General features: G+C 32.5%; 28 protein-coding genes. 26 read left to right on the forward strand and 2 right to left on the reverse strand.

Annotated elements, in window-relative coordinates:
* The 4 genes from IGK96_RS13680 to IGK96_RS13695 all read left to right on the forward strand — a co-directional run.
* Nucleotides 1-1,185, forward strand: a 1,185-nt coding sequence (locus IGK96_RS13680) for a DUF3991 domain-containing protein (RefSeq protein WP_438756318.1), incomplete at its 5' end; no start/stop codon positions are given.
* 183 nt (nucleotides 1,186-1,368) lie between these two features.
* Nucleotides 1,369-1,455: a putative holin-like toxin gene (locus IGK96_RS13685; protein WP_219376566.1), complete on the forward strand. Its 87-nt coding sequence runs from the start codon at nucleotides 1,369-1,371 to the stop codon at nucleotides 1,453-1,455.
* 511 nt (nucleotides 1,456-1,966) lie between these two features.
* Complete coding sequence (locus IGK96_RS13690; RefSeq protein ID WP_113844423.1) at nucleotides 1,967-4,294, forward strand: hypothetical protein; 2,328 nt, start codon at nucleotides 1,967-1,969, stop codon at nucleotides 4,292-4,294.
* A gap of 215 nt (nucleotides 4,295-4,509) precedes the next feature.
* Nucleotides 4,510-4,593 carry a putative holin-like toxin gene (locus tag IGK96_RS13695; protein ID WP_225624570.1) on the forward strand — a complete coding sequence of 28 codons (84 nt, stop codon included), beginning with the start codon at nucleotides 4,510-4,512 and terminating at the stop codon, nucleotides 4,591-4,593.
* A gap of 175 nt (nucleotides 4,594-4,768) precedes the next feature.
* Here IGK96_RS13695 and IGK96_RS13700 read toward each other — a convergent pair whose 3' ends face one another.
* On the reverse strand, nucleotides 4,769-4,993 hold the full coding sequence (locus IGK96_RS13700) for a hypothetical protein (protein ID WP_014862507.1): 225 nt from the start codon (nucleotides 4,991-4,993) through the stop codon (nucleotides 4,769-4,771).
* Nucleotides 4,994-5,111: 118 nt separating this feature from the next.
* Here IGK96_RS13700 and IGK96_RS13705 point away from each other — a divergent pair, with 118 nt between their 5' ends.
* The 19 genes from IGK96_RS13705 (at nucleotide 5,112) to IGK96_RS13795 (ending at nucleotide 14,547) form a co-directional block, all read left to right on the forward strand.
* The gene (locus IGK96_RS13705) at nucleotides 5,112-5,378 is read left to right on the forward strand and encodes a hypothetical protein (protein WP_025193976.1); all 267 of its coding nucleotides are present in this window, start codon (nucleotides 5,112-5,114) and stop codon (nucleotides 5,376-5,378) included.
* 47 nt (nucleotides 5,379-5,425) lie between these two features.
* Entirely contained in the window at nucleotides 5,426-5,791 is a 366-nt protein-coding gene (locus IGK96_RS13710; RefSeq protein ID WP_041161815.1) for a hypothetical protein, read from the forward strand.
* A 24-nt stretch (nucleotides 5,792-5,815) separates the two neighbouring features.
* The gene (gene ssb / locus IGK96_RS13715; RefSeq protein ID WP_113851350.1) at nucleotides 5,816-6,301 is read left to right on the forward strand and encodes a single-stranded DNA-binding protein; all 486 of its coding nucleotides are present in this window, start codon (nucleotides 5,816-5,818) and stop codon (nucleotides 6,299-6,301) included.
* 98 nt (nucleotides 6,302-6,399) lie between these two features.
* The gene (locus IGK96_RS13720) at nucleotides 6,400-6,960 is read left to right on the forward strand and encodes a thermonuclease family protein (protein WP_113851349.1); all 561 of its coding nucleotides are present in this window, start codon (nucleotides 6,400-6,402) and stop codon (nucleotides 6,958-6,960) included.
* 121 nt (nucleotides 6,961-7,081) lie between these two features.
* Complete coding sequence (locus IGK96_RS13725; RefSeq protein ID WP_016632483.1) at nucleotides 7,082-7,258, forward strand: hypothetical protein; 177 nt, start codon at nucleotides 7,082-7,084, stop codon at nucleotides 7,256-7,258.
* Nucleotides 7,245-7,559 carry a hypothetical protein gene (locus tag IGK96_RS13730; RefSeq protein WP_113851342.1) on the forward strand — a complete coding sequence of 105 codons (315 nt, stop codon included), beginning with the start codon at nucleotides 7,245-7,247 and terminating at the stop codon, nucleotides 7,557-7,559. Before IGK96_RS13725 ends, IGK96_RS13730 begins: the two co-directional genes overlap by 14 nt.
* A gap of 36 nt (nucleotides 7,560-7,595) precedes the next feature.
* Complete coding sequence (locus tag IGK96_RS13735; protein ID WP_113851341.1) at nucleotides 7,596-7,838, forward strand: hypothetical protein; 243 nt, start codon at nucleotides 7,596-7,598, stop codon at nucleotides 7,836-7,838.
* Nucleotides 7,828-8,487, forward strand: a complete 660-nt coding sequence (locus IGK96_RS13740; protein WP_113851340.1) for a DUF2786 domain-containing protein — start codon at nucleotides 7,828-7,830, stop codon at nucleotides 8,485-8,487. Before IGK96_RS13735 ends, IGK96_RS13740 begins: the two co-directional genes overlap by 11 nt.
* Nucleotides 8,488-8,505: 18 nt before the next feature.
* Nucleotides 8,506-8,760 carry a hypothetical protein gene (locus tag IGK96_RS13745; protein WP_014862514.1) on the forward strand — a complete coding sequence of 85 codons (255 nt, stop codon included), beginning with the start codon at nucleotides 8,506-8,508 and terminating at the stop codon, nucleotides 8,758-8,760.
* Between the two features lie 129 nt (nucleotides 8,761-8,889).
* On the forward strand, nucleotides 8,890-9,231 hold the full coding sequence (locus tag IGK96_RS13750; RefSeq protein ID WP_240185638.1) for a hypothetical protein: 342 nt from the start codon (nucleotides 8,890-8,892) through the stop codon (nucleotides 9,229-9,231).
* 13 nt (nucleotides 9,232-9,244) lie between these two features.
* On the forward strand, nucleotides 9,245-9,706 hold the full coding sequence (locus IGK96_RS13755; protein ID WP_113844424.1) for a transcriptional regulator, ArpU family protein: 462 nt from the start codon (nucleotides 9,245-9,247) through the stop codon (nucleotides 9,704-9,706).
* 110 nt (nucleotides 9,707-9,816) lie between these two features.
* Complete coding sequence (locus tag IGK96_RS13760; protein WP_113844425.1) at nucleotides 9,817-11,088, forward strand: DNA cytosine methyltransferase; 1,272 nt, start codon at nucleotides 9,817-9,819, stop codon at nucleotides 11,086-11,088.
* 124 nt (nucleotides 11,089-11,212) lie between these two features.
* The gene (locus IGK96_RS13765; RefSeq protein WP_113844426.1) at nucleotides 11,213-11,962 is read left to right on the forward strand and encodes a DNA-methyltransferase; all 750 of its coding nucleotides are present in this window, start codon (nucleotides 11,213-11,215) and stop codon (nucleotides 11,960-11,962) included.
* A gap of 137 nt (nucleotides 11,963-12,099) precedes the next feature.
* Nucleotides 12,100-12,333 carry a type II toxin-antitoxin system RelB family antitoxin gene (relB, locus tag IGK96_RS13770; RefSeq protein ID WP_002334254.1) on the forward strand — a complete coding sequence of 78 codons (234 nt, stop codon included), beginning with the start codon at nucleotides 12,100-12,102 and terminating at the stop codon, nucleotides 12,331-12,333.
* On the forward strand, nucleotides 12,323-12,592 hold the full coding sequence (locus IGK96_RS13775; RefSeq protein ID WP_002367773.1) for a type II toxin-antitoxin system RelE family toxin: 270 nt from the start codon (nucleotides 12,323-12,325) through the stop codon (nucleotides 12,590-12,592). The genes relB and IGK96_RS13775 overlap by 11 nt, the downstream gene beginning before the upstream one ends.
* 94 nt (nucleotides 12,593-12,686) lie before the next feature.
* Nucleotides 12,687-13,307, forward strand: a complete 621-nt coding sequence (locus IGK96_RS13780) for a recombinase family protein (protein WP_185775933.1) — start codon at nucleotides 12,687-12,689, stop codon at nucleotides 13,305-13,307.
* A gap of 16 nt (nucleotides 13,308-13,323) precedes the next feature.
* A complete protein-coding gene (locus tag IGK96_RS13785) occupies nucleotides 13,324-13,608 on the forward strand; it encodes a hypothetical protein (protein WP_057086843.1) in 285 nt (94 codons plus the stop codon).
* Nucleotide 13,609: 1 nt separating this feature from the next.
* On the forward strand, nucleotides 13,610-13,816 hold the full coding sequence (locus tag IGK96_RS13790; RefSeq protein WP_010818055.1) for a hypothetical protein: 207 nt from the start codon (nucleotides 13,610-13,612) through the stop codon (nucleotides 13,814-13,816).
* Nucleotides 13,817-13,947: 131 nt separating this feature from the next.
* Nucleotides 13,948-14,547 (forward strand): tyrosine-type recombinase/integrase, encoded by a 600-nt coding sequence (locus IGK96_RS13795; RefSeq protein ID WP_010818056.1) that lies wholly within the window; start codon nucleotides 13,948-13,950, stop codon nucleotides 14,545-14,547.
* A 259-nt stretch (nucleotides 14,548-14,806) separates the two neighbouring features.
* Here the strand turns inward: IGK96_RS13795 and IGK96_RS13800 are convergent, their stop codons facing one another.
* Complete coding sequence (locus IGK96_RS13800) at nucleotides 14,807-15,979, reverse strand: IS256-like element IS256 family transposase (RefSeq protein ID WP_000195429.1); 1,173 nt, start codon at nucleotides 15,977-15,979, stop codon at nucleotides 14,807-14,809.
* Between the two features lie 279 nt (nucleotides 15,980-16,258).
* Between IGK96_RS13800 and IGK96_RS13805 the strand changes: the two genes are divergently transcribed.
* From IGK96_RS13805 to IGK96_RS13815, 3 genes are read left to right on the forward strand one after another with little or no spacing between them, the layout of a single operon-like run.
* Nucleotides 16,259-16,522, forward strand: coding sequence for a hypothetical protein (locus tag IGK96_RS13805; protein ID WP_016622121.1), 264 nt, complete (start codon nucleotides 16,259-16,261; stop codon nucleotides 16,520-16,522).
* A gap of 31 nt (nucleotides 16,523-16,553) precedes the next feature.
* Nucleotides 16,554-16,925 (forward strand): hypothetical protein, encoded by a 372-nt coding sequence (locus tag IGK96_RS13810; RefSeq protein WP_229206980.1) that lies wholly within the window; start codon nucleotides 16,554-16,556, stop codon nucleotides 16,923-16,925.
* A gap of 42 nt (nucleotides 16,926-16,967) precedes the next feature.
* The gene (locus IGK96_RS13815; RefSeq protein WP_438756327.1) at nucleotides 16,968-21,200 is read left to right on the forward strand and encodes an InlB B-repeat-containing protein; all 4,233 of its coding nucleotides are present in this window, start codon (nucleotides 16,968-16,970) and stop codon (nucleotides 21,198-21,200) included.
* The last annotated feature ends 13 nt before the right edge of the window (nucleotides 21,201-21,213 follow it).

Consider the following 21,213-nt stretch of genomic DNA (forward strand, 5'->3'; position numbering starts at 1 on the left):
TTGGATGAAGAGATTGTTCGGGGACTAATAAAAAAAGGAATGATTCAACAAGATGTGTTAGGCCAAGCCATTTTTGTTTGGAATGATGCAGGAAGACGCGTAGGTGCCACTGTTCAAGGGATTACACCAGACAAGAATGAGCCACGAGGCGTAGCAAAGAAAATTGCTAAAAATTCGCAAAAACACTTTGGCTTTAATGTGACGATTGGTAAGAACCCAGATAGGATTTTATTTTTTGAAGCGCCTATCGATGCTTTGTCGTATTGGTCGTTAAATAAAGACCGATTAAAAGATTGTATGTTGTTCTGTTTAGACGGTCGGCACGGCATGAATATTGAAACGGTTGTATCTGCGATGAAATACATGAAAGAAACCAAAGGAACGCGACCGACGGCAGGTGTTTATTTTGGTCTGGATAATGATCCAACAGGTCATGAGTTTTGGGATCGAATGAGTCACTATGAACATTTTCATTCTCTTATTCCTTTAGACCATTGGATATTAAAAGAAAACATTCAGCACTATCAAGCGGCGTCGGCTGCTGTAAATGGTGCGGTGGATTGGGAGTTGATTGCAGGGGTTCATAAAGCATTGACGAATATGTCTAATAAAACGACAGTGGGCAATGGCTGGAACTATCGTGGGTATTATGCGGCAAAAGATCCAGAAAAAAGAAATGATCATGAGATAGACGTGCGTGCAACTTCTATACAGGTGGCAAAGGCGTTGAATGAGTCTCGTAATCCAAACACAGGCTATATCGACCTTCAAGCCTTTTTAAGAAAGCCACAACTAGAAATAACAGACGAAGCGTTACGTCGCCTAGAATCGAAAATAACCACGTATCATACACAATATAAAGAAGAACGTTACAAGCCGATGGATGTCATTTATAAGGACTGGAACGACGTTTTAAAAGTTCGAACAGCACGGAGTGTTGAACAAAAATTACTGGAAGAAAGTTATGAGCGAAAAGACGGAGAACACTTAGAAGTAACGATGCAGCAAAAAGAAGGGAAACAGACGGTTGTGGCAACCCGCAAACGGTTTGAACAGACCGTTGGCTTTTATGAGGCCGAGTCAGCGCATGAAATGGCCTTCTTAATTAAAAATTACGGGTATCAAGCGGTAGATAAACAAGACCAAAGAAAATATGCGAAAGCAAAAGAAATGGCTCGCGTGTAAATTTAACGACCACTCAACCTAGAAACCATTGAGTGGTCGTTAAACACTGTAGAAGCGAGTGTTTTTCTGTAAAAAAAGATATGGTATACTAGCTTAGTAGAAAAGTGAAAAGATGGTGGCTAATCTCTTGAATAAAGGGGTGATGCCTATGGTTCATAGCTTTATCCCTAGAAGGGAGTAAGCATGTCTGTATTTGAAGCATTATCGCTAATGATTGCATTCGCAACGTTAGTTTTGCTGATTATAGATCATACGAACACAAAAAAATAACCATCTTCTAACACTTTAGCAGGTCGTTAAGATGGTTAAAAAACTATTTTTTCGATAGCTACCGTCTTTTTAACGGTTCTACACTAGAGAGTTGTGTTAGCGCACAGCTCTCTTTTCATACTTATTTTAGCATATCTATAGGATAAATACTAGTAAAGAACCTTTATTCATATAAAGGTTCTTTATTTTTTTATTGATTAGTTGTAAATATATTTTTGGAGGAATTTTTGAATTGAAAAAATATTGTATTTTTAGTACTCATCATGTAAAATTTTTTTTGAAAAAACTTGACAGAGGAGAAACAAATGCTATACTTAAGCACAGCACAGCACAGCACAGCACAGCACAGCACAGCACAGCACAGCACAGCACAGCACAGCACAGCACAGCACGTTAACCTAAATATACGTGCTTATTTGTCGTACATTAAAATAAAAATAGCCAGCAAAATAGACGTCTTTGTTCCTCAAAGATGTCTATTTTTGGTGGCTAAAAGAGAAGAGGTGGCATAGTGTCACCTCTCTCAATAGACAGAAGTTGGCAATCTGGAAATGAAAGAGCAGATAATCTGTTTTTTTGGAGGACATTTGGTTTTAACGAAAAAGATGTCTTAATTGAAAATACTGATGGGCTTGTGAATGGTACGTTATTTGAATTCAAAAATAATATAGCGGATCTAAATGCTGTACTTGTTCAAGCAATCCACTATCTTTCGAAATTGAGAAATAAAGGTGGCATTCCAATCCCTAGTAAAATTGTCCTTGTAGATATTAGTAAAGACCATGCATATGTTTACGATGCAATACAATATCGTTCTGAAATAGAAACAAATTATGTTAATAGTGCTTCAAAAGATGTAAAAAAATTAACATTAAAAAATTCAACTAAGCCTGAAAATGAATTTGATTTTACAGTATTTCAACCTAATAGCCCTAAAAATAAAGAACTATTGGCACTTTTTGAAAATTATAGTTATCAAAAGTTTGCTATTAATTTTCCGAATATTTTGGGTTGGGCAAATTATATTTATCATCGTGATAGAACTGTTACAAAATCGCAAATGTTTAACATGCTAAGAAATCCTCAAAGTTCTATAGTTGAAAATTATATTTTACCTTGGAATGGAAATGAAACTGATTTTGATACGGTTATGGATGTTTTAAATGATCCGACGAATAGAAAAGATTTGGGCGCATTTTATACACCATTACCTTACGTAAAAGAAGCTACTAAACTTGTTAGGAAAGCAATTAATAATGTTCCAAAAGGTAAGGATTACGTTATATTGGATCGATGCGCAGGTACTGGAGCATTAGAACATTATTTAACGGATGAGGAATTAAGTCATGTTATTTTGAATACTTATGAAATAAAAGAATGGCTGGTTTTGTATAATAAATATATTGGGAAAGTAAGAGCAATTATCCCCCCACTAGCAGTTGTACGGTCGAATCAAGGAAATTTAGTGGCAAGTGGAGATGCTTTAGCAGAAGAGTTTCTAACCATTCCTATGGAAACGGATGGAAAACATGCGACACTACAAGAAATCATTGATGATAACGATGTAATTATTATTGGTTTAGAAAATCCGCCATATTCTAGTGAATTGGCACGTGCACAAGAAGGAAATGTTAAAACGAAAGATAAATTTAGCTATATTCGCAGATTAATGTCTGCTGAATTTGCAGGAGATAGTAACCATGCGAAGGATCTACTTAACCAGTTTGTCTGGTCATTTGAACAATATTTTATGCGGGATCCTAATGATCAATATGTATTGTTTGCACCAGTAAAATATTGGAAATCTGTAGGGTTAATGTCTAAAGTGTTTGTTGATGGTTTTTTAGCTAATAGAGGAAATTTCAAAGCACAAGAAAGTTCTTTATTGGTTGCTTTGTGGAAAAACGAAAAGGATACTTCAACAGAAAGTATTTCTGTTGTGGCTAAAGAAATCTGGAAAGACAACAAAAAATGGGGAACCGGGAAAGGAATTGCTGTAATTGATGTTCCTGAAGATGCCATTCTTAAAGACGTAGCACTTGTGACTATCAAAAAAGTTCATACAACGCTTTCTAAACTCTATTCAAAAAAATTATCTACTGATAAAGCTGCTACTTCTGTTGTAGGATATGACGGCCGAGAAACGTATATAAGAAATAATAAAAAATTTAAACCGGTGTATAATGAAGATATTTTAGCCCATCTTGAAGCTAGTGGATTTGGGTTGACTGCTCAAGATGTTCGTATGACAAGGATTTCCACCTATCATGGATATGGAAGTCAAGTGAGAATCTCTAATTATGCTGAACAAACAGCTTTGTTTGTAGCTAAACAATATCCTCAAAAAAACTGGTTTGAAAAGGACATTTATTATACAACGGCCGATAAAGGAGAAATGTACAAAAAAGATATTGATTTTTTAAGAAAGGCTACTTTATGGACATGCATTTCTCATAAAAATCATTGTATAAGTTTTTATGGTACAGATGGCCGTTTTTACAATAATGAAATGTGTTTAGACGAAAATTCTTTAGTACGTAAAGAGCTGGTTGAACAAGAGAAATATGGAAAACTTGATAGAGCAGATCTCATGTTATTAGGTGTTTTTGATGAATTGTTGGATCTTGTTAAAGATACTCAAGAATACAATCCTTGTTATAATTATGGAACATATCAGATTGAAGAAGATATTAATACCTCCTATAAAGATGCGAACGACAAAAAAATTTATAACAATGAAAAGGTTAATACCAAACTTAAAGAATTAAAAGTTAGATTGGCTAACTATTACTCGGATGAATTGGAAAGTAAATTATTTGAGTATGAATTACTAAAATAGTTAAGTAAATCTTTACGATAATACCACACCCCCCAAAAAAAAACTCTGATCAGGTTTTGGGGGCTTTTTTATCTAATCACGGTAAAACTTGATATAGACTAAAAAAAATATGATATACTAGCTTAGTAGAAAAGTGAAAAGATGGTGGCAATCTAGAGTCTAGGAGGTGATGCTTATGAACGTAAGTATCAAGTCTAGAGAAAGGAGAGCCTGATTTGTCAACTTATGAAGCTTTAAGTCTGATGATTGCATTTGCAATGTTAGTCTTAGCTATCAAAGATGACAATAACAAAAAATAAACCATCTTTCGCTTTGGCCAGCAAGATGGTTTAAGTAAAAACTATTAAACTGCCACCGTCTTTTTAACGGTTCTACACTAGAGAGTTGTGTTAGCGCACAGCTCTCTTTTCATGTATATTTTAGCATATCTATAGGATAAATACTAGTGAGGAACCTTTATCATATAAAGGTTCTTTATTTTTTCTTTGTTTTAGCATACTCTTCTAAATCAGATCTTTTATATAAACGTATTTTTGCAGGTCCAGCTCCTTCATTTTCATAAAAAGGCGTAATGTATTTTAAGCGAACAGATTGTTCAAACCCTTTAACGGATTGTCCGGTAATTTCTGCACCTTTATGTTTATCTACTAAGTTTTTATATATCCATTCTTGAATTTCTTTTTCATACAGCGTATTCATAATATCCCTCCTTTTTAACTATAGCATAAGTACTATAGAAAAATCAATTTATAGTTGTAAGACTATAGTTGATATGCTATAATATAATCATAAAGAAAACAGAGGAGAGAACGAAAAAATGCTTACAAAAGAAGAAAAAAACAAACTCAAAAACATGGTAAAAGAAAATAAAACCTTTCATTATGCTTATGTTGATAGGTTAAGACAAGAAGTTCGATTTTACGTGAATCAATGCGGATCTGTTAGTAAAGCTAAAGAAAGTATGGAAATATTAACATTTCTCTATAGTCTATTTTCTGAGAAGGAATTACCTGAATGGTACACTACAACCGACCTTGAATATGATAAAAAAGCAATTGAACGATTGGAACAGTGGGCAGCGTAGCTGCTCCTTTCCAATGATAAAAGGTGCCAGTGAGAGGAGGAATTTCTATGGAAATAATCCGTTTATTTTTTGAGAATCTATATGATTTGATTAGTTTAGGGATTGATTTTCTGTTGTCGTTGGTTATTCGTATGATTGGTTGGCCAATATTACATGTGATGAAAGGGCTTAGTCAAACGCATGGATTAGAAAGAATTTGTTATTTTCTGGCGTTTATTAGCCTATGTGCGCTTCTTTTGACGGCATTTTATTATTTTTGGGTATATTTTGTACCAATACTTATTTTTTTCGTGCCTCTTTTATCTGTATTGATAAAAGGATTACTTACAATAGCAGTCGTTATTATTGTGTATTTGTTGATTAAAAAGCAATGTTTGCGACTATATCAGAAATTTATTCATGCAGTAAAGTAAATAAAAAGAAAGAAGGAACAATAAATGATAAATAATGTGACATTGATTGGTAGAGCAACGAAAGAGCCTGATTTACGCTATACAGCTAGTGGAATAGCTGTTGCAACGTTTACTTTAGCTGTAAATCGTAATTATAAAAACCAAAATGGTAATCGTGAAGCAGACTTTATCAACTGTGTGATTTGGCGTAAGCCGGCGGAGACGTTTGCGAACTATGTTAGAAAAGGAACGTTGGTTGGAATAGTAGGAAGAATTCAAACTCGATTTTATGAAAATCAACAAGGGCAGCGTGTTTATGTAACAGAAGTAATTGTGGAAAGTTTTCAGTTGTTAGAATCACGTTCTCAAGCAGAAGAAAGAGAACAAAGGACGTCAACGAATCAGAACCCATCTATGAATAATACTGTAGACAATATAGGCAATCATTCTTCAGCAGCTAATCCAATGCCAAATGATGATCCATTTGATGGAAATCCAATAAATATTTCAGATGATGACTTACCGTTCTGAGAGCTTTGTTAAGTAATGTTTTATGAAAATATAAATAGTCTTGCTCTATGTTTAAATAAAGCAAGCATAGAGCAAGAAATTATAGAAAGGATAAAAAAATGAGGAAACGACTAAATAAACTAGGCTTCTTTTTTGTTTCTTTTTTAAGCTTTCTTTTATTGACGGGCTGTAGCACACAAGAAATAATCGGTGGATTAACGCAAGAACTACACCAATCGATACAACAAATTGAGCAAAAACAAACTTCTTCAGAAAGAGTAGCTGTAGATTTTGTTCGACATGTAGACGGTGATACAAGTGTGTTTCTTGTAAATGGCAAGGAACAAAAAGTAAGGTATTTGTTGATAGATACTCCTGAAACAGTAAAACTGAACACACCTGTTCAACCATTTGGTAAAGAGGCAAGTAATCGAACAAAAACATTGTTGAGTAATGCAAAAGAAATCCAACTAGAATTTGATGAAACGAATAAAACAGATCGCTATGGTCGATTATTGGCGTATGTGTTTGTAGATGGTCAATTGTTGCAGGAAACCTTAGTAAGTGAAGGGTTAGCAAAAGTCGCTTACGTGAAAAATAAAGAAGCAAAATACTTAGAACAGTTAGAAGAAAAACAAGCATTAGCGCAGCAACAACATTTAGGTATATGGAGTAACTAGTGCTAATAGATTGGATTTAAAGAAAAAACGGTACTTGTCATAAATGAACAAGTACCGAAAACAAAGGGATCAAAATAAAAAAGCTAACTATATTTTACTGAAAAAAGGACGTGAATACAAGATGAATAAACGATTGGTGGTCGCAATGATTTTATGTGGTATGTTAATGCAATTTTTACCGTTGTTGATTAAATTAGTTATTTTCTTTTTGTTATTTATCTATTTGTTTACTACTTGGGATGAGTATAAATATCAATGTTCAGTGAGAGAAAGAAGGGTGCAAAATGTTCAAAAATAAAATTACATCAAAAAAATTATTGATAATAGTAGTCCATGCAATTTTGTATGTAGGTGTTTGGTTTTTTGTAATAAAGTGTGATGAGTATTTATTTGAACAAAACTTGGATCAAGCCATACTAACAGTGAAAAAACGCGGCAAAATAGAAGATGTTATAGTTGAAAAGACTGATGCAAAGGGAGCGAAAAAGAAATATATTATAACATATTTACTTTCTGAAGAAACTGGCAATAGATATGTTAGAAGAACAATATATAGAGAGGCGTTCTCTAGTCGGAGAGTTACAGTTATCTATGAATGATAAATAAAATTTGTTTAAAAAGAAAGGAAATGCGGCATGAAACAAAATAAATCAGGTCCACATGTGAACCTAACAGCTCCACATGTGGAGGAAAAAGCACGAATTGATTGTTTAGTTTCTCGAGAAGTAAAAGAGATGTGGGAAGAAATTGTGGCAAAAGATAAAGAGATGAGCGAAAAGCGCTATTATCCTGCTCACACAATGGAACGAATGATTCGAGCAGATTATCAAATAATGAAGGCGTTTGGAACAGGAGGAAGGGAAAAGAATGGAAAATAAAAGATTTATAAAAATTCAAAAGCTTTTAGCTTTAGCGAATGATGCAAATGATGAAGAATCTATGAGCGCGTTAGCGAAAGCACAAGAGCTAATGCTTGCTTACGGAGTATCTGAGGAACAAGTATTTGACTATAAACAATCTTCTTTTGAAGAGAAAGTGGTTGATTTTGTTGTATATCAAGGAAAGCCACAGAAATGGCTATATCGATTAGCAGGAATTATTGCTTGGAATTTTCGAGTAAAGTTTTATTATGTAGCAGGAACACCTGTAGAATTACATTTTCTAGGAACGAAAACAGATGTAGAAATTGCGGATATTACGTTTCATTATGCAAAGGGAAGTATTGCATATAGTGCAAGGAGATTCATGCAACGGCCTGAAATCAAACGAAAAAGAAAGCGGAAATGGCAATTAAAACAAGATTATATTCAAGGTTATCTTGTAGGATTGCAGGAACAATTTGAGGAACAAGTAAAAACAAAAGGGTACGAAATGGCTTTACAAGTTCCAGAGCACGTGCAAAAAGAGTTTGATCAATTATCACTAGTGCCAGGAAAAGATACTTCTCATAAAACAAAAGACCTAGTAGCATTTCAGGAAGGCGTTGAAGAAGGGAAACAATTTAGTCAAAGAGAAAGATTAGTATAAGGAAAGAGTGAAAGCAACATGTTTATTTACGGCCGTGAGTGTGGCAACACGTTTGGTTGTACGTATTTTTTGCAAATTCGGAACGTAGAATTAACAGTAACGTTGATATGGAAGGGGGATTTTTTTGAATACAATGAAACAGAAGTGAAAGAAATAATTAATCAGATACCAGGGCTAACAGACACATTGAAGGTAGCAATCTATCAATATATTGAAAAAACAAATCAATTATTTTTTCTTTCCTACAAAGAAAAAGTAATTATGAGAGATTGAATTTTGGAAAAACATAGTATAAAATAATAAGAGATTTTCATTAAGAAGGTCATTATATTTCTCAATTTTGACGATGCTCTCTAGTTGATAGAGAGCTTTTTTATTTGGTATAAAAATTAGGAGAAAAGAATGATGAAAAACATTAAGCGAACAGCAGGACTTTACTTGTTTCACATACGCTTAGAAGAATTACAGGAAATAGAAAAGTTATATTTTTCAAAAAATATAGCAGCTAAAAAGATCATTGAGCAAGAAAAAGAAGCTTTGATGAATAAACAGGCATATATACTTTACCCAGTACAAACTTGGCAACTTTATTTTTATTCCAGGTATCGATTGAAAAGTCTGAGAATGAGTGTTTTAAAACAAAGAATAGAAGCAAAAATAAAAAAAGCCAGAGCAATCGCTCTGGCCATTCCACAATTGTCACTGAAAGAAGCCTTCTTCAGTAACGTACTGATTATAGCATAAAAGAGGTGAAATTTTGAGTCTTTTTGATATTAAAGACTACACATTGCCACCGTTTGAATTTATTGATTGGCCGAAAACAAAAAAGGCTGTAGGGATTTTTATACAGACAATGAAAATCAATCGAGAACGAATGGGATTTACTGTCTATCCTCAGTTAACGAGTGAGTGTTTTTTAGTTGTAAAAAACGACCCAATCAGGGAAAAAGAGCAACAAGGACTTTCCTTATCTGAACATGAAAAAGAATACTTAAAAACAGAAGCATGTTTTACTCATGCATTTACCGCGATTATGCACCCGTATCGTCCAGAAATAACGGAACGACGACGGCGTGTATTTTTTTATCGTTATTTTTATGGACTATCTGTAGTTGCTGTGAGTGAACGGATTAACTATCAAAAAAATATTATTATTGATGATTCCAAAATGGCAATGCTTCAGTTTGCTTTGGCTTTAGATTTGTTGTTTTATCGCTAAATAACAACTTTTTGGCAACAAAGAAGCGACTCTCTGTAAACCTAATAATCGTTATACTTCTGGTACAAGCTTGAATAACGACCACAGCGCTGTGAGAAAGAGTTTTTCTCATGACAAAGCAACAATTAACGTTTTTAGATTTATTTTCAGGAGTTGGAGGCTTTCGATTAGGGTTAGAAAAAGCAGGACATCGGTGTATAGGTTTTTGTGAAATTGATGCCAAAGCAAGAGAAAGTTACAAAGCAATTCATAATACAGAAAATGAGGTAGAAATGCATGACATTACAACAATATCAGATGAATTTGTTCGAGGAATCGGACGTGTGGACATTATCGCAGGCGGATTTCCATGCCAAGCTTTCAGTGTTGCAGGAAAAAGAAAAGGTTTCAGAGATACTCGAGGAACTCTCTTTTTTGAAATTGCACGGTTCGCACATATTTTGCAGCCCAAGTATCTATTCCTTGAAAATGTTAAAGGACTCCTCAACCATGATTCAGGCGCTACGTTTGAGACAATCTTACGAACTTTGGATGAATTGGGGTATAACGTGGAATGGCAAGTGCTTAACAGCAAGAATTATGTCCCACAAAATAGAGAACGTGTCTTTATTATCGGACGTCTTAGAGGAGCAAGTACCAACCAAATATTTCCTATCACAGGAGAAGAAAGCCAAATTAATTTTAAATCAGCAAAAATAAATTCAAAAGGAAGAAAACAACAAGTTGTTGGTAATGTGAATCCAAGTGCTAGAGGAATGAACGGAAATGTATTTTCCTCGGATGCTATAAGTCCGACAATTACTTGCAATAATGGGGAAGGAAGTAAAATAATGGTTCCTACTCAATCAAAAACAACGCAGGTGGAAAAAAGAATTATTGTTGAAGGATTGTTAGACAATAAGTTTCGCTCTTCCTCAGCGGTTGTTTCAGTTAACGGGCTTTCTCCTACTCTTACAACGATGGGTGGCGGTGGCCAAGAACCTAAAATTTTGGTTCGAGAAGCAACAAAAGAAGGTTATAGTGAAGCTGGACCAGGTGATAGCATTAATTTTGCCTTTCCAAATTCAAAGAAAAGAAGAGGGCGCGTAGGTAAAAAATACGCACATACGTTGTTAACAGGTGATCAGCAAGCAGTAGTTACTGAAGATTTTCAGATAAGAAGACTTACTCCAATGGAATGTTGGCGACTACAAGCTTTTCCAGATGAAGCGTTTTTAGCAGCAAAATTTGGAAGTAGGAAGATAGCAAAAATTATTATTGAGAATAAGTTAGATCATTATCATTGTGAGTATGAGCAAAAAATGTCTGATAGTAGTTTGTATAAACAAGCGGGGAATTCAGTTACAGTGGCAGTGATATATGATATTGCTAAAAGGTTCTAAAAAGGACTTTTTAGCAACATTTTTCAAGATTTGTTAGGAAACCTTTCAAACAAATAATCAGTAAAGTAAAGGTATCAAGACTTGAATAATAAACGATTTAGGCCTAAATCATAAGGAGTAACTTATGATGGAATACAATACGATTTACTTTGAAGATTGTTTAGAAGGAATGAAAAAAATACCGGATGAATCAATAGATGCGATTATTTGTGATTTGCCTTATGGTACTACAGCTTGTTCCTGGGATGAGGTATTGTCCTGGGATAAGTTGTGGGAATCCTATTTGCGAATAGCTAAAAAAGATACCCCTATTGTTTTATTCGGGGCAGAACCTTTTTCTACTGCATTACGTATGAGCAATTTCAAACTTTATAAATATGACTGGTATTGGTTGAAAAATAATGTGACTGGTTTTACATTTGCGAAAACACAACCAATGCGTTGCATAGAAACGATTTCTGTTTTTTCAAAAGGAAGACCTAATTATTATCCGCAAGGCTTAATTCCCTTAAAAAATAAGCGTGTAGCTAGTCGATCAGAATATGATGATAATGTTTATTCTAGTAGGCTTTCTGGAAAGACCTACACACAAGAGGTAACAGGTTATCCTAACAATCTTTTGCGTTTTTCAAAAGATGCGACAAAATATACCATTCACCCTACACAGAAACCTGTAGCGTTATTAGAATATCTAGTAAAAACATACACAAAACCAGGAGAAATTGTTTTGGATAATTGTATGGGAAGTGGGACAACAGCGATTGCTTGTTTGAATACAGACCGACAGTTTATTGGTTTTGAAACGAATGAAAAATATTATAAACAGTCTTTGGAACGGATAAAAACCAATGTGACACAAGTAGAATTGTTTTGATAATACGTACTAGATAATTATCGTTCATATTTTATTCTATATATTGGATTAACTATTATATTTGTAATTACAATGTATTGACAAATTCGCTTATTTTTAATACAATGTTATTACAAAGCGCGAATGGAGGTAATAAGATGTCTCAATCAACAATTACATTTAGAATTCCTGAGGATGAAAAAGAACTTGTGTTAGAATATGCAAAAGCTCACAATTCTTCATTAACTGAACTTTATCGAAAAACTGTATTAGATAAAATTGAAGATGAAATTGATTTAAAAACCTTACGGAACGCAATGGAAATTTCCAAAGAGAAAAAAGAGATTGGTATTTCTCAAGAGGAAATGGAGAATCTATTAAATGAAATATAAAGTTGTATATATGCCACAAGCTCAGAAACAATTAAAAAAAATGGATAGAAACCAGGCAAGAATAATAGTAGCATGGATTAGAAAAAACTTAGAAGGAACTACTGATCCTCGTCAACATGGAAAAGGCTTGACTGGAAATAGAAGTGGTGAATGGCGTTACAGAATCGGAAATTATCGAATATTGGCTAATATTTGTGATTCAGAAATTATAATACAAATATTTTCAATAGGACATAGGAGTACTATCTACAAAAAATAATTTATAGTAAGAACCAAAGAGGTCAAAAACTTTTAAGTTTTTGACCTCTTTGGTTTTTCGTGCTATACTTGGAATTATCAAGTGTCAAAAACTTATGTTCAGAAAAGGTGGGGAAATTTTGTCTATTTATGGTTATTCAAGAGTGAGTACTAGTAATCAAGATTACAAAACCCAGATTCAAAAACTAGAACGAGCTGGAGCAGAAAAAATCTTCAGTGAAAAATATACGGGAACAAAAAAAGAAGGAAGAAAAGAATTAGAAGAACTACTATCTATTGTAAAAACTGGTGATAAAGTTTTAGTGACGAAAATTGATCGGCTGGCTAGAAGTATCGTTGATTTAAATTCGATTATTTCTTCTTTAAACAACTTAGGAGTGACTATCACCTTCTTAGATAATGCTTTAACCTTTGAGCCAAATAAAAGTGATTCTATGCAAACATTGATGATGAACATGTTAGGGAGTTTTGCGCAATTTGAAAGAGATTTGATTGTGACGCGAACCCAAGAAGGAAAACAGTGGCACAGAGCTAATAATAAAAACTATCGAGAAGGACGTCCGAAAAGAGTTCTAAATGATAAATACAAACATGCACTAGAGCTAATGGAAACAAATAGCATGCGAGAAGTGGAAAGGAAAACAGGCATTTCTTTGTCTACTCTTAAACGAATTAAAAAACAAGCTAAAGAAGAACAATTACTTAGTGAAAAATAGATAAGGAGAAGTTATTATGGAAAATAGAGAGAAGATTATTCAGTTGTTGGAAAATCCTTTGGTTTCAGGGTATGGAATAGAAAAAATGCCAAATGATCGACTCTATTCTGCAAATTATCAAAGATACAAAAAACGTGTAGCAAAAGAAAAACAGCCAATGGTTATTTTTGATACGATGTCAGTAAAAGTGGAAAAACTATTATTAGAGTTGGCCAAAGAAGTATTGCGAGTTCAGCCTAAAACAAAACAAGAATATAGAGAAATGATTGCAAGATATAGTTTTAGAAACGGAGAGAATTAAGATGGTTGTTCGAAAAAAATATGATCACTGGGGAATAGAAATTACTACGTGGAATAAGACAAATGTAGTTGCTTATGTTGCTTGTGATTGTGGCCAATTGGCTAGAAGAGAGTTGGGAAAATATAATCATTTTAAGTGTAGTAGCTGTAAAAAAGAATATAAATTAAGCAATGGTTCTTATATAGAAATAGGTGCGGGAAAGAATTAAAACACTTTTAAAAACCATCATGAATTAGATCAAAGTAGATAATTCATGATGGTTTTTATTGAAAATAAAAAGAAGAGGTACATTTGAATTCTTTTTATGATAAATATAAAAACATGAAAGAAGTGTGAACAGTGAATACAGTAGTTCCTCTAAAAGATAAACGGTCAATAAATAAAATGAAAAAAAGTTTGCGTAAAGGGAGATATGGTGAGCGAAATGTGCTTATATTTTCTATGGGAATTAATACAGCCTATCGTATTTCGGATTTGAGAAATCTAAAATTATCAGATGTAGCAATAATAGAAGAAAATAAAATAGTGATTAAGAATAGATTGTCTTTAAAAGAACAAAAAACAGGGAAGTACAATTCTGTTATATTATCAGACCAATTACGAGAAGAACTTGAGATTTATATCAATAAAAATTTTACAGAATATGTAAATAATGATGAGTTAGAGCACTATCTTTTTCCTAGTGGAAAAGGGATAGATAGACCAATGAATCGTCAAACATTATGGGCCATTTTAAACCGTGCAGCAAATGAAAATGGAATCTCAAATATAGGCAGTCACTCTATGAGGAAGACATTTGGTTATTTCTTGTATAAAAACAAAGTACCTATAGAAATTATTCAAGATTTATTAAACCATTCTTCCCAAAGAGATACATTAAGGTATATAGGGATTACACAAGAAGATAAAGATATAGCTGTGATGAGTTTGAATTTATAAAAGTACAAAATAGAAGAATAAAAAATATACTATCAAAATAAAATGGGTTGAGATAGTGTAAAATACTGTGTCATTTTTAATAAAGTATACTTAAATAGGGGAATAGAAAATATGTTTTTTGTTACCATATTTAAGTTGTTTATAACAACAGATGGAAATTTTAGATTAAAGTCAAATAAAATATATATAGTATTTGCAAATAAGTCAAAAGTCAAGTCCAGACTCCTGTGTAAAATGCTATACAATGTTTTTACCATTTCTACTTATCAAAATTGATGTATTTTCTTGAAGAATAAATCCATTCATCATGTAGGTCCATAAGAACGGCTCCAATTAAGCGATTGGCTGATGTTTGATTGGGGAAGATGCGAATAATCTTTTCTCTTCTGCGTACTTCTTGATTCAGTCGTTCAATTAGATTGGTACTCTTTAGTCGATTGTGGGAATTTCCTTGTACGGTATATTGAAAGGCGTCTTCGAATCCATCATCCAATGATGCGCAAGCTTTTGAATATTTTGGTTGATCGATATAATCATGAATCAATCGATTTTTAGCCTCACGCGCTAAGTTAATATCTGTGAACTTAAAAATTCCTTTAACAGCTTCTCTGAAAGATTTTGAATTTTTTTTAGGAATGGTGGTAAAGATATTTCTTAGGAAGTGAACTTGGCATCTTTGCCAACTTACGTTGGTGAAGGATTTTCTAATGGCAGAGACTAATCCTTTGTGCGCATCAGAAATAACGAGTTCCGTACCTTGTAAACCGCGTTCTTTTAGGTATTCAAAAAATGTTGTCCAGGTCTCTTCGCTTTCGCCACTTTGAATCATGAAGCCGATAATTTCACGGTCGCCATCTTTGGTTATTCCAATCGCTATATGACAGCTTTTTGAGAGTACTCGATTTTCTTCTCGTACTTTTATATAGAGTACATCGGTCATTAAGTAAGGATAATTTTTTTCTGATAATAAACGATTCTGCCACTCGTTAACCATAGGTTCTAGCTGTTCTGTTAAGCTAGAAACGAAGGACTTAGAGACGGATTTACCACAAAGTTCTTCCACAATTTTTGATACTTTACGAGTTGAAACGCCTGATACATACATTTCCAACATTGAAGCCATGAGGGCTTTTTCGTTTCGTTGATAACGTTCAAACACTGTGGGTGAAAAATGGCCATCACGTGTTCTGGGTACTTTTAATTCTAGCGTGCCTACACGTGTCGTAAAGCTGCGCTCATAATAGCCATTTCGTTGACTTTGTCGGTTTTCTGTTCGTTCATATTCTTTTGCTTGAATATATTCTGTTCGTTGATTTTCCATTAGTTGATTAAATACCGTTGTTAAAATATTTTTAGAAACGTCATCCTTTACAGAATATTCAATAATGCTTTGAATCTCTTCGCTTTTCAGTGTAAAATGTACTTGGGTCATGTAAAAGTCCTCCTGGGTATGTTTTTGTCGTTAAAAACATTGTACCGTAAAAGGACTGTTATATGGCCTTTTTACTTTTACACAATTATACGGACTTTATCTTTTTTTTATTTTTTTTTAATGAAAAAAATATTATTTTTTAGTATTTTTTTTTTAGAGATATTCATTGTAAAAGAGAGAAGTTTCACTTCTAATTGAAAGCTATGAACAATAAAAAAAAGAGACAAAAAATTCTTTTGTCTTTTTTTGCAGGAAAACTTTAATTAGGAGGAGCTATGTTTGAAGAAATTTTATCAGTTAGCAGTAGGAATTGGTTTGCTAAGCGTGCTAGTAGGGGGCGGAAACAAAGAAATAAAACAAACACAATCAACGCAAGAAACTACCAAAACAAGTTCAACTAAAATTAGTGAAAGTTTAAGTACGAATGAAACATTTACGTCTATTGAAGAGAAACAAAGTAATGGTGCAATCTCTAAAGATTTATCTAAAAATTGGTATGATAATCAAATACAAATAGATAACCAAGTATTGACTATCCTATAGAATTAAAAATTTGAACAAGTTAGGTTTTGAATTGAAATATTCAGATCCTTACGTATTAAACCCAAAAGATTCAGTTGCAGGGACACATTTAACAAATAAAAAAGGTAATATTATTTCTGGTACGTATTCAAATTTAACTGATAAAATAATTGATATTAAAGAGTCAAGCATGACATCTATTAATATAACGGATACTACAAATAAAGATTTAACAGTTTTCTTTCCGGGTGGTTTAACATGGGGGACTACTATCGAGAAGGTAAAGGAGATGTATGGAGAACCCAAAGATGAATACACTGGAGATAGTGGTTTTGCAATTTTAACGTACCAAGAGGATACAGATCATTATGCAAAATTAACATTCTTAAATGGAAAAATAAAAGGGTATGAATTATATATCTAATCTTCAGATAGAGAATTGATTTATAAAGAAAGGGATGATTTTATGAAAAAAAGTATTGTTTTAAGTACAATAGTATTATTTTCTAGCCAGATACTTTTGCCAACTGTAGCTATAGCAGAAACTAATCAGCACAATACGACTGATAGTAATAATCAAAATCAAGTAATGATACCTACCGATTCTTCTCAAATAGAAGATGAAAATACTGTTTCAAGTGAAAAAGATAATAATATTTCAGAGGAAAGTTCTAAACATAATTCAGTAGTAACTCCTAGTGAAAATAATAAAACAGATCATTCTATATCTCTTGAAGAAAATACAAGTATTTCTAATGATACAACAGATAAAATTGTGAAAAATGAAGATGAAGACAGTAAAGTCGACAATTCTTTTAGTAATAATGAAGAGTTAAAATCTACTCAGGGAATTTCTCTTGGGAAAATACAAGTAGTAGATCAATATCAGACATATATTGATCCAATAACTGGTGTTAAACCAGGAGAGTTAACAGTTTCTGTACCTGTAACTGTAAGTGAAGAAGGTATATCTGATGCTTATATAGTCATTCCTTATGGTGGTTGTATTCCATCAATAGATAATCCTGTTTTTTCGAATTTTTCTATGAATAGTTCTATTTTTGAATACGTACAGAATACTGATATACCTTCTAATTCTATAGTATCTTCCTATGAAAATGATGTTGTTAACAAAAGAATTATTGTAAGGCTTAAAGAAACTGTGACTTCTGTTGAAACAATTAATTTGAAATTTAAATTTAATGATGAATACATGGGGAAAATTCCTGTTAATCAAATAATCTGGAGTAATTTGTATGCTGAAATATATATACTAAATAACAAAATAGATCAAACAGATTCAGTCAATATTACATCATCAACAAGAGATGGTATGGGGCTAGCTTATAATTATATGAATCCTTCTGATCAGTATTATTCTGATGGAAGGATTTCAACTAGATTAAGATATGTTAATAATTTTAATCAATATTCAAAACTGGATGTATCTAAAGATAATCAAATGTATATAGAATTACCTACTGGATCAATAATAAATAATCAAGCTACGAAAAATTATTTTGATTTTAGTTCAGGCCAAACTAATATTGAAGATAATAGTATTCCTGTGGGGTATACGAGGTATTATAGAAAATTAACAGACGATTCTAGTAGTTTTACTAACTGGCATTCTGGTGGAAATCCAAATAAAAATTCTATACTGTATGATTTTCAGTTTACTCCACCATCAACTATTAAAACAGGAGAGTATTTTTATGTAAATTTTGGTATGAAATATTTTAAATATAATTCTGAAAAAAAGGTGATTAGTAGTCAAGTTAAATATCAAAAAATTGATACTCCTGAATGGCAAATTAGTGGAACGGGAGGAGATCATAGTACAGGAACTTCTACAAATGCTACTGTTGTAATTAATGAACCAAATAGTGTTAGTAATGAAAATATTGCATTTGGATGGAAAATCTACGAACATGTGTGGACTACAAAAAATACGGGGAAGAAGCCTATTAAAGGAATGAAATTTGAAATTTTACAACAAAGTGATAGTTCAGCATTAGCCAATTTTAATTCTATAACCATTTATGGAACCAAAGCGAATAAAGATGTTGCTGATACTTACTATAAAACAGTTTTTGAAATTAAAAATACAGAAGGTAATACTAGGGAAGTTACTTCAAATCTATATAAAGGGACACATAATGTACCTATCCCTGATTTAATTTCTGGTGAATATATTAATAAAATTACTGTAATTCCAATGGGAGAAACAGGGACCTCTGAAGGTGTTTTTCTTCCATCTAATGGTTTTGCAATAGGATATACATGTAAAAATTGGATAAGTGGTAAATGGCCAAATGGAAGTACAATTGAACGAGAGAAAGTTTATGAAATAGATTTTGCTGCTAAAATGTATTATGAGGACGAAAGTAATCCACAGAATGTAATAGCAATTGAGAAAGCTCAACCTATGGGAAAAGTATTTTATACTGCAGCGGCAACGCAAGCAAAAGCCCAGATTGTTAGTAGTAATTCTTTTGGAAAATCCCCAGGAGATACGGTTAACTATACTATTCAGGGATATAATGGTAATTCAGCAACAGGTGTATTGAAAAATCCTAAAATAGCAATAGCGATTCCTAAAGTTTTAGAATTGAAAAATCCTAATGAATTAAAAACTTTTGAAGATAAAGTCAATAATAAAATATATAAAGAAAATGTAGTTGTAAAATTAATAAACACAGATGAGAAATATAATTATTACAGTATAGAAAGCTCCGTGACAGTAGATAAGAATGGAGAAAAAGTTGCCTTCGAAATTCCGTTGGAATTTACTGTGAAAAATGGAGCTATGGAAGGTAATTATAAGATACCAGCAGTTGCTATTACTGGAAAAGATTTTTTACAGATAGATTCATATACTAATAATCTTTCATCAGAATTAGCAGAACTTTTAGGTTTGTCGAATGATGTTCCACACTCATATACAGCAACAGTTGAAAAAAACACGTCACTAACTATTGTTAGAAGTTCTAGATTATTTGGCAGAACGTTTGTACGGGAAAATAATTCAGCAAATTGGAGCAATACTTCGATTTTAAGTGTAAATCAAGAAGAAAAACCACAAATGAAAGTAGCTGTTTCCAATGAAGGAAATACAACTTTTAATAAAGCTAAAATATACAATGTACTGCCTTATGATGGAGATAAAAGAGGGTCTACAGGAAATATAGAATTTAAAGAAATATTACAGTCGAATACTAGTGCTAAAGTATACTATACAAATAAACCAGTTGATGAGTTGCCCGAATACGGAACAGATATTAATGCTTGGACAAGCGAAAAACTTGAAAGTTTAGGTTTTACTCTTGAAAAACCAAAAAATTTAAGTACTGTAACAGCAATATTTATAGATTTTGAAGAATCTCAAATATTGCCAAATTCTATATTTGAATCAATTTTAGAATTTTTTGTTCCAAAAGCAGAAAATCAGAAAGCTGTAAATCAATTTCAATACTCTGCACAAGAAGTAGGAACAGGTACTTTATTAAATGGTGTAAGTGAAAAAGTCATATTCTCTACAGAAATAGCTAGTGTTTATTATGATAGTAATTTACCAAGTGTGTTAGTTCCAGGTATCTCGGATGCTACAAATATACCGGAAACTCAAAATATATTATTAAAACCGGATGGCTCTGGTGAAATTACTATACCTTCTATAATTCCAACATTACCAGGATATAATTTCGTTTCTTGGGAAGATGAAGAAGGAAATAGGTATAGTCCTAATGATAAGATACAATTCACTAAAAATAGTTCTAAAAAGAAAATTAACTTAAAAGCAATTTGGCAAGCTAAAAAAGTTAATGTGATATATAACGATAATTTTGGGAATACCCCAAGAGAAGTAACAAAAGAGTATAGATTTGGAGATACAGTTCAATTATCTGATGTGACTATACCAATAAGAGAAGGATATACTTTTAAAGGTTGGAGTGAATCTAACGTAGCTACTGTACCAGATTTCCTTGAAAATAGTAAAATTGATTTTGTGGATACAAAAGTAGTTTATGCTGTATGGGAAGCTAATGATTATACGATTAAGTTTGATGCAAATGGTGGAAAGGGAACAATGCCAGACCAAGTTATGAAATATGATCAAGCAGAAAATCTTACACAAAATGCATATATAAAAGAAGGATATATATTTAAAGGTTGGTCCACAGAGCCAAATGGTAATGTTAAGTATAAAGATAAAGAAGTGGTAAAAAATTTAGTTAGTAATGCAAATGGAGAAATCAGATTGTATGCAGTATGGCTTGAAGGCTTACAATTATCAGTTCCAGATTCGATAGGATTTGGCTCAAAAAAACTATCTAAAGAAGATAAGATTTATGGTGTGGAAGAAGTTTTAGGTAAAGAATTAACGGTTACTGATAATAGAGGTTCGAATAATACTTGGAAACTAGGAGTAAAATTATTACAACCTTTAACGAATGTTGATAACGGAAAACAATTACTTAACTCTTTGGTATACAAAAATAAGACTGGTGAACAACTATTAACTGATTCAGATACTCAAATAGTAGAAACTGAAAATACAACTGAAGATAATTTCACATGGAATATTTCTAAAACTTGGACAGAAAATTCAGGGTTGTTATTAAAAGTAGACTCTGGTAAAGCAAGTTTAGGTGAATATACAACAACGATTGAATGGACATTAAATGATACACCATAGAAAGGAATAGAAA

The organism is Enterococcus sp. DIV0682, from assembly GCF_051712685.1.
GTDB classification, from domain to species: domain Bacteria; phylum Bacillota; class Bacilli; order Lactobacillales; family Enterococcaceae; genus Enterococcus; species Enterococcus faecalis.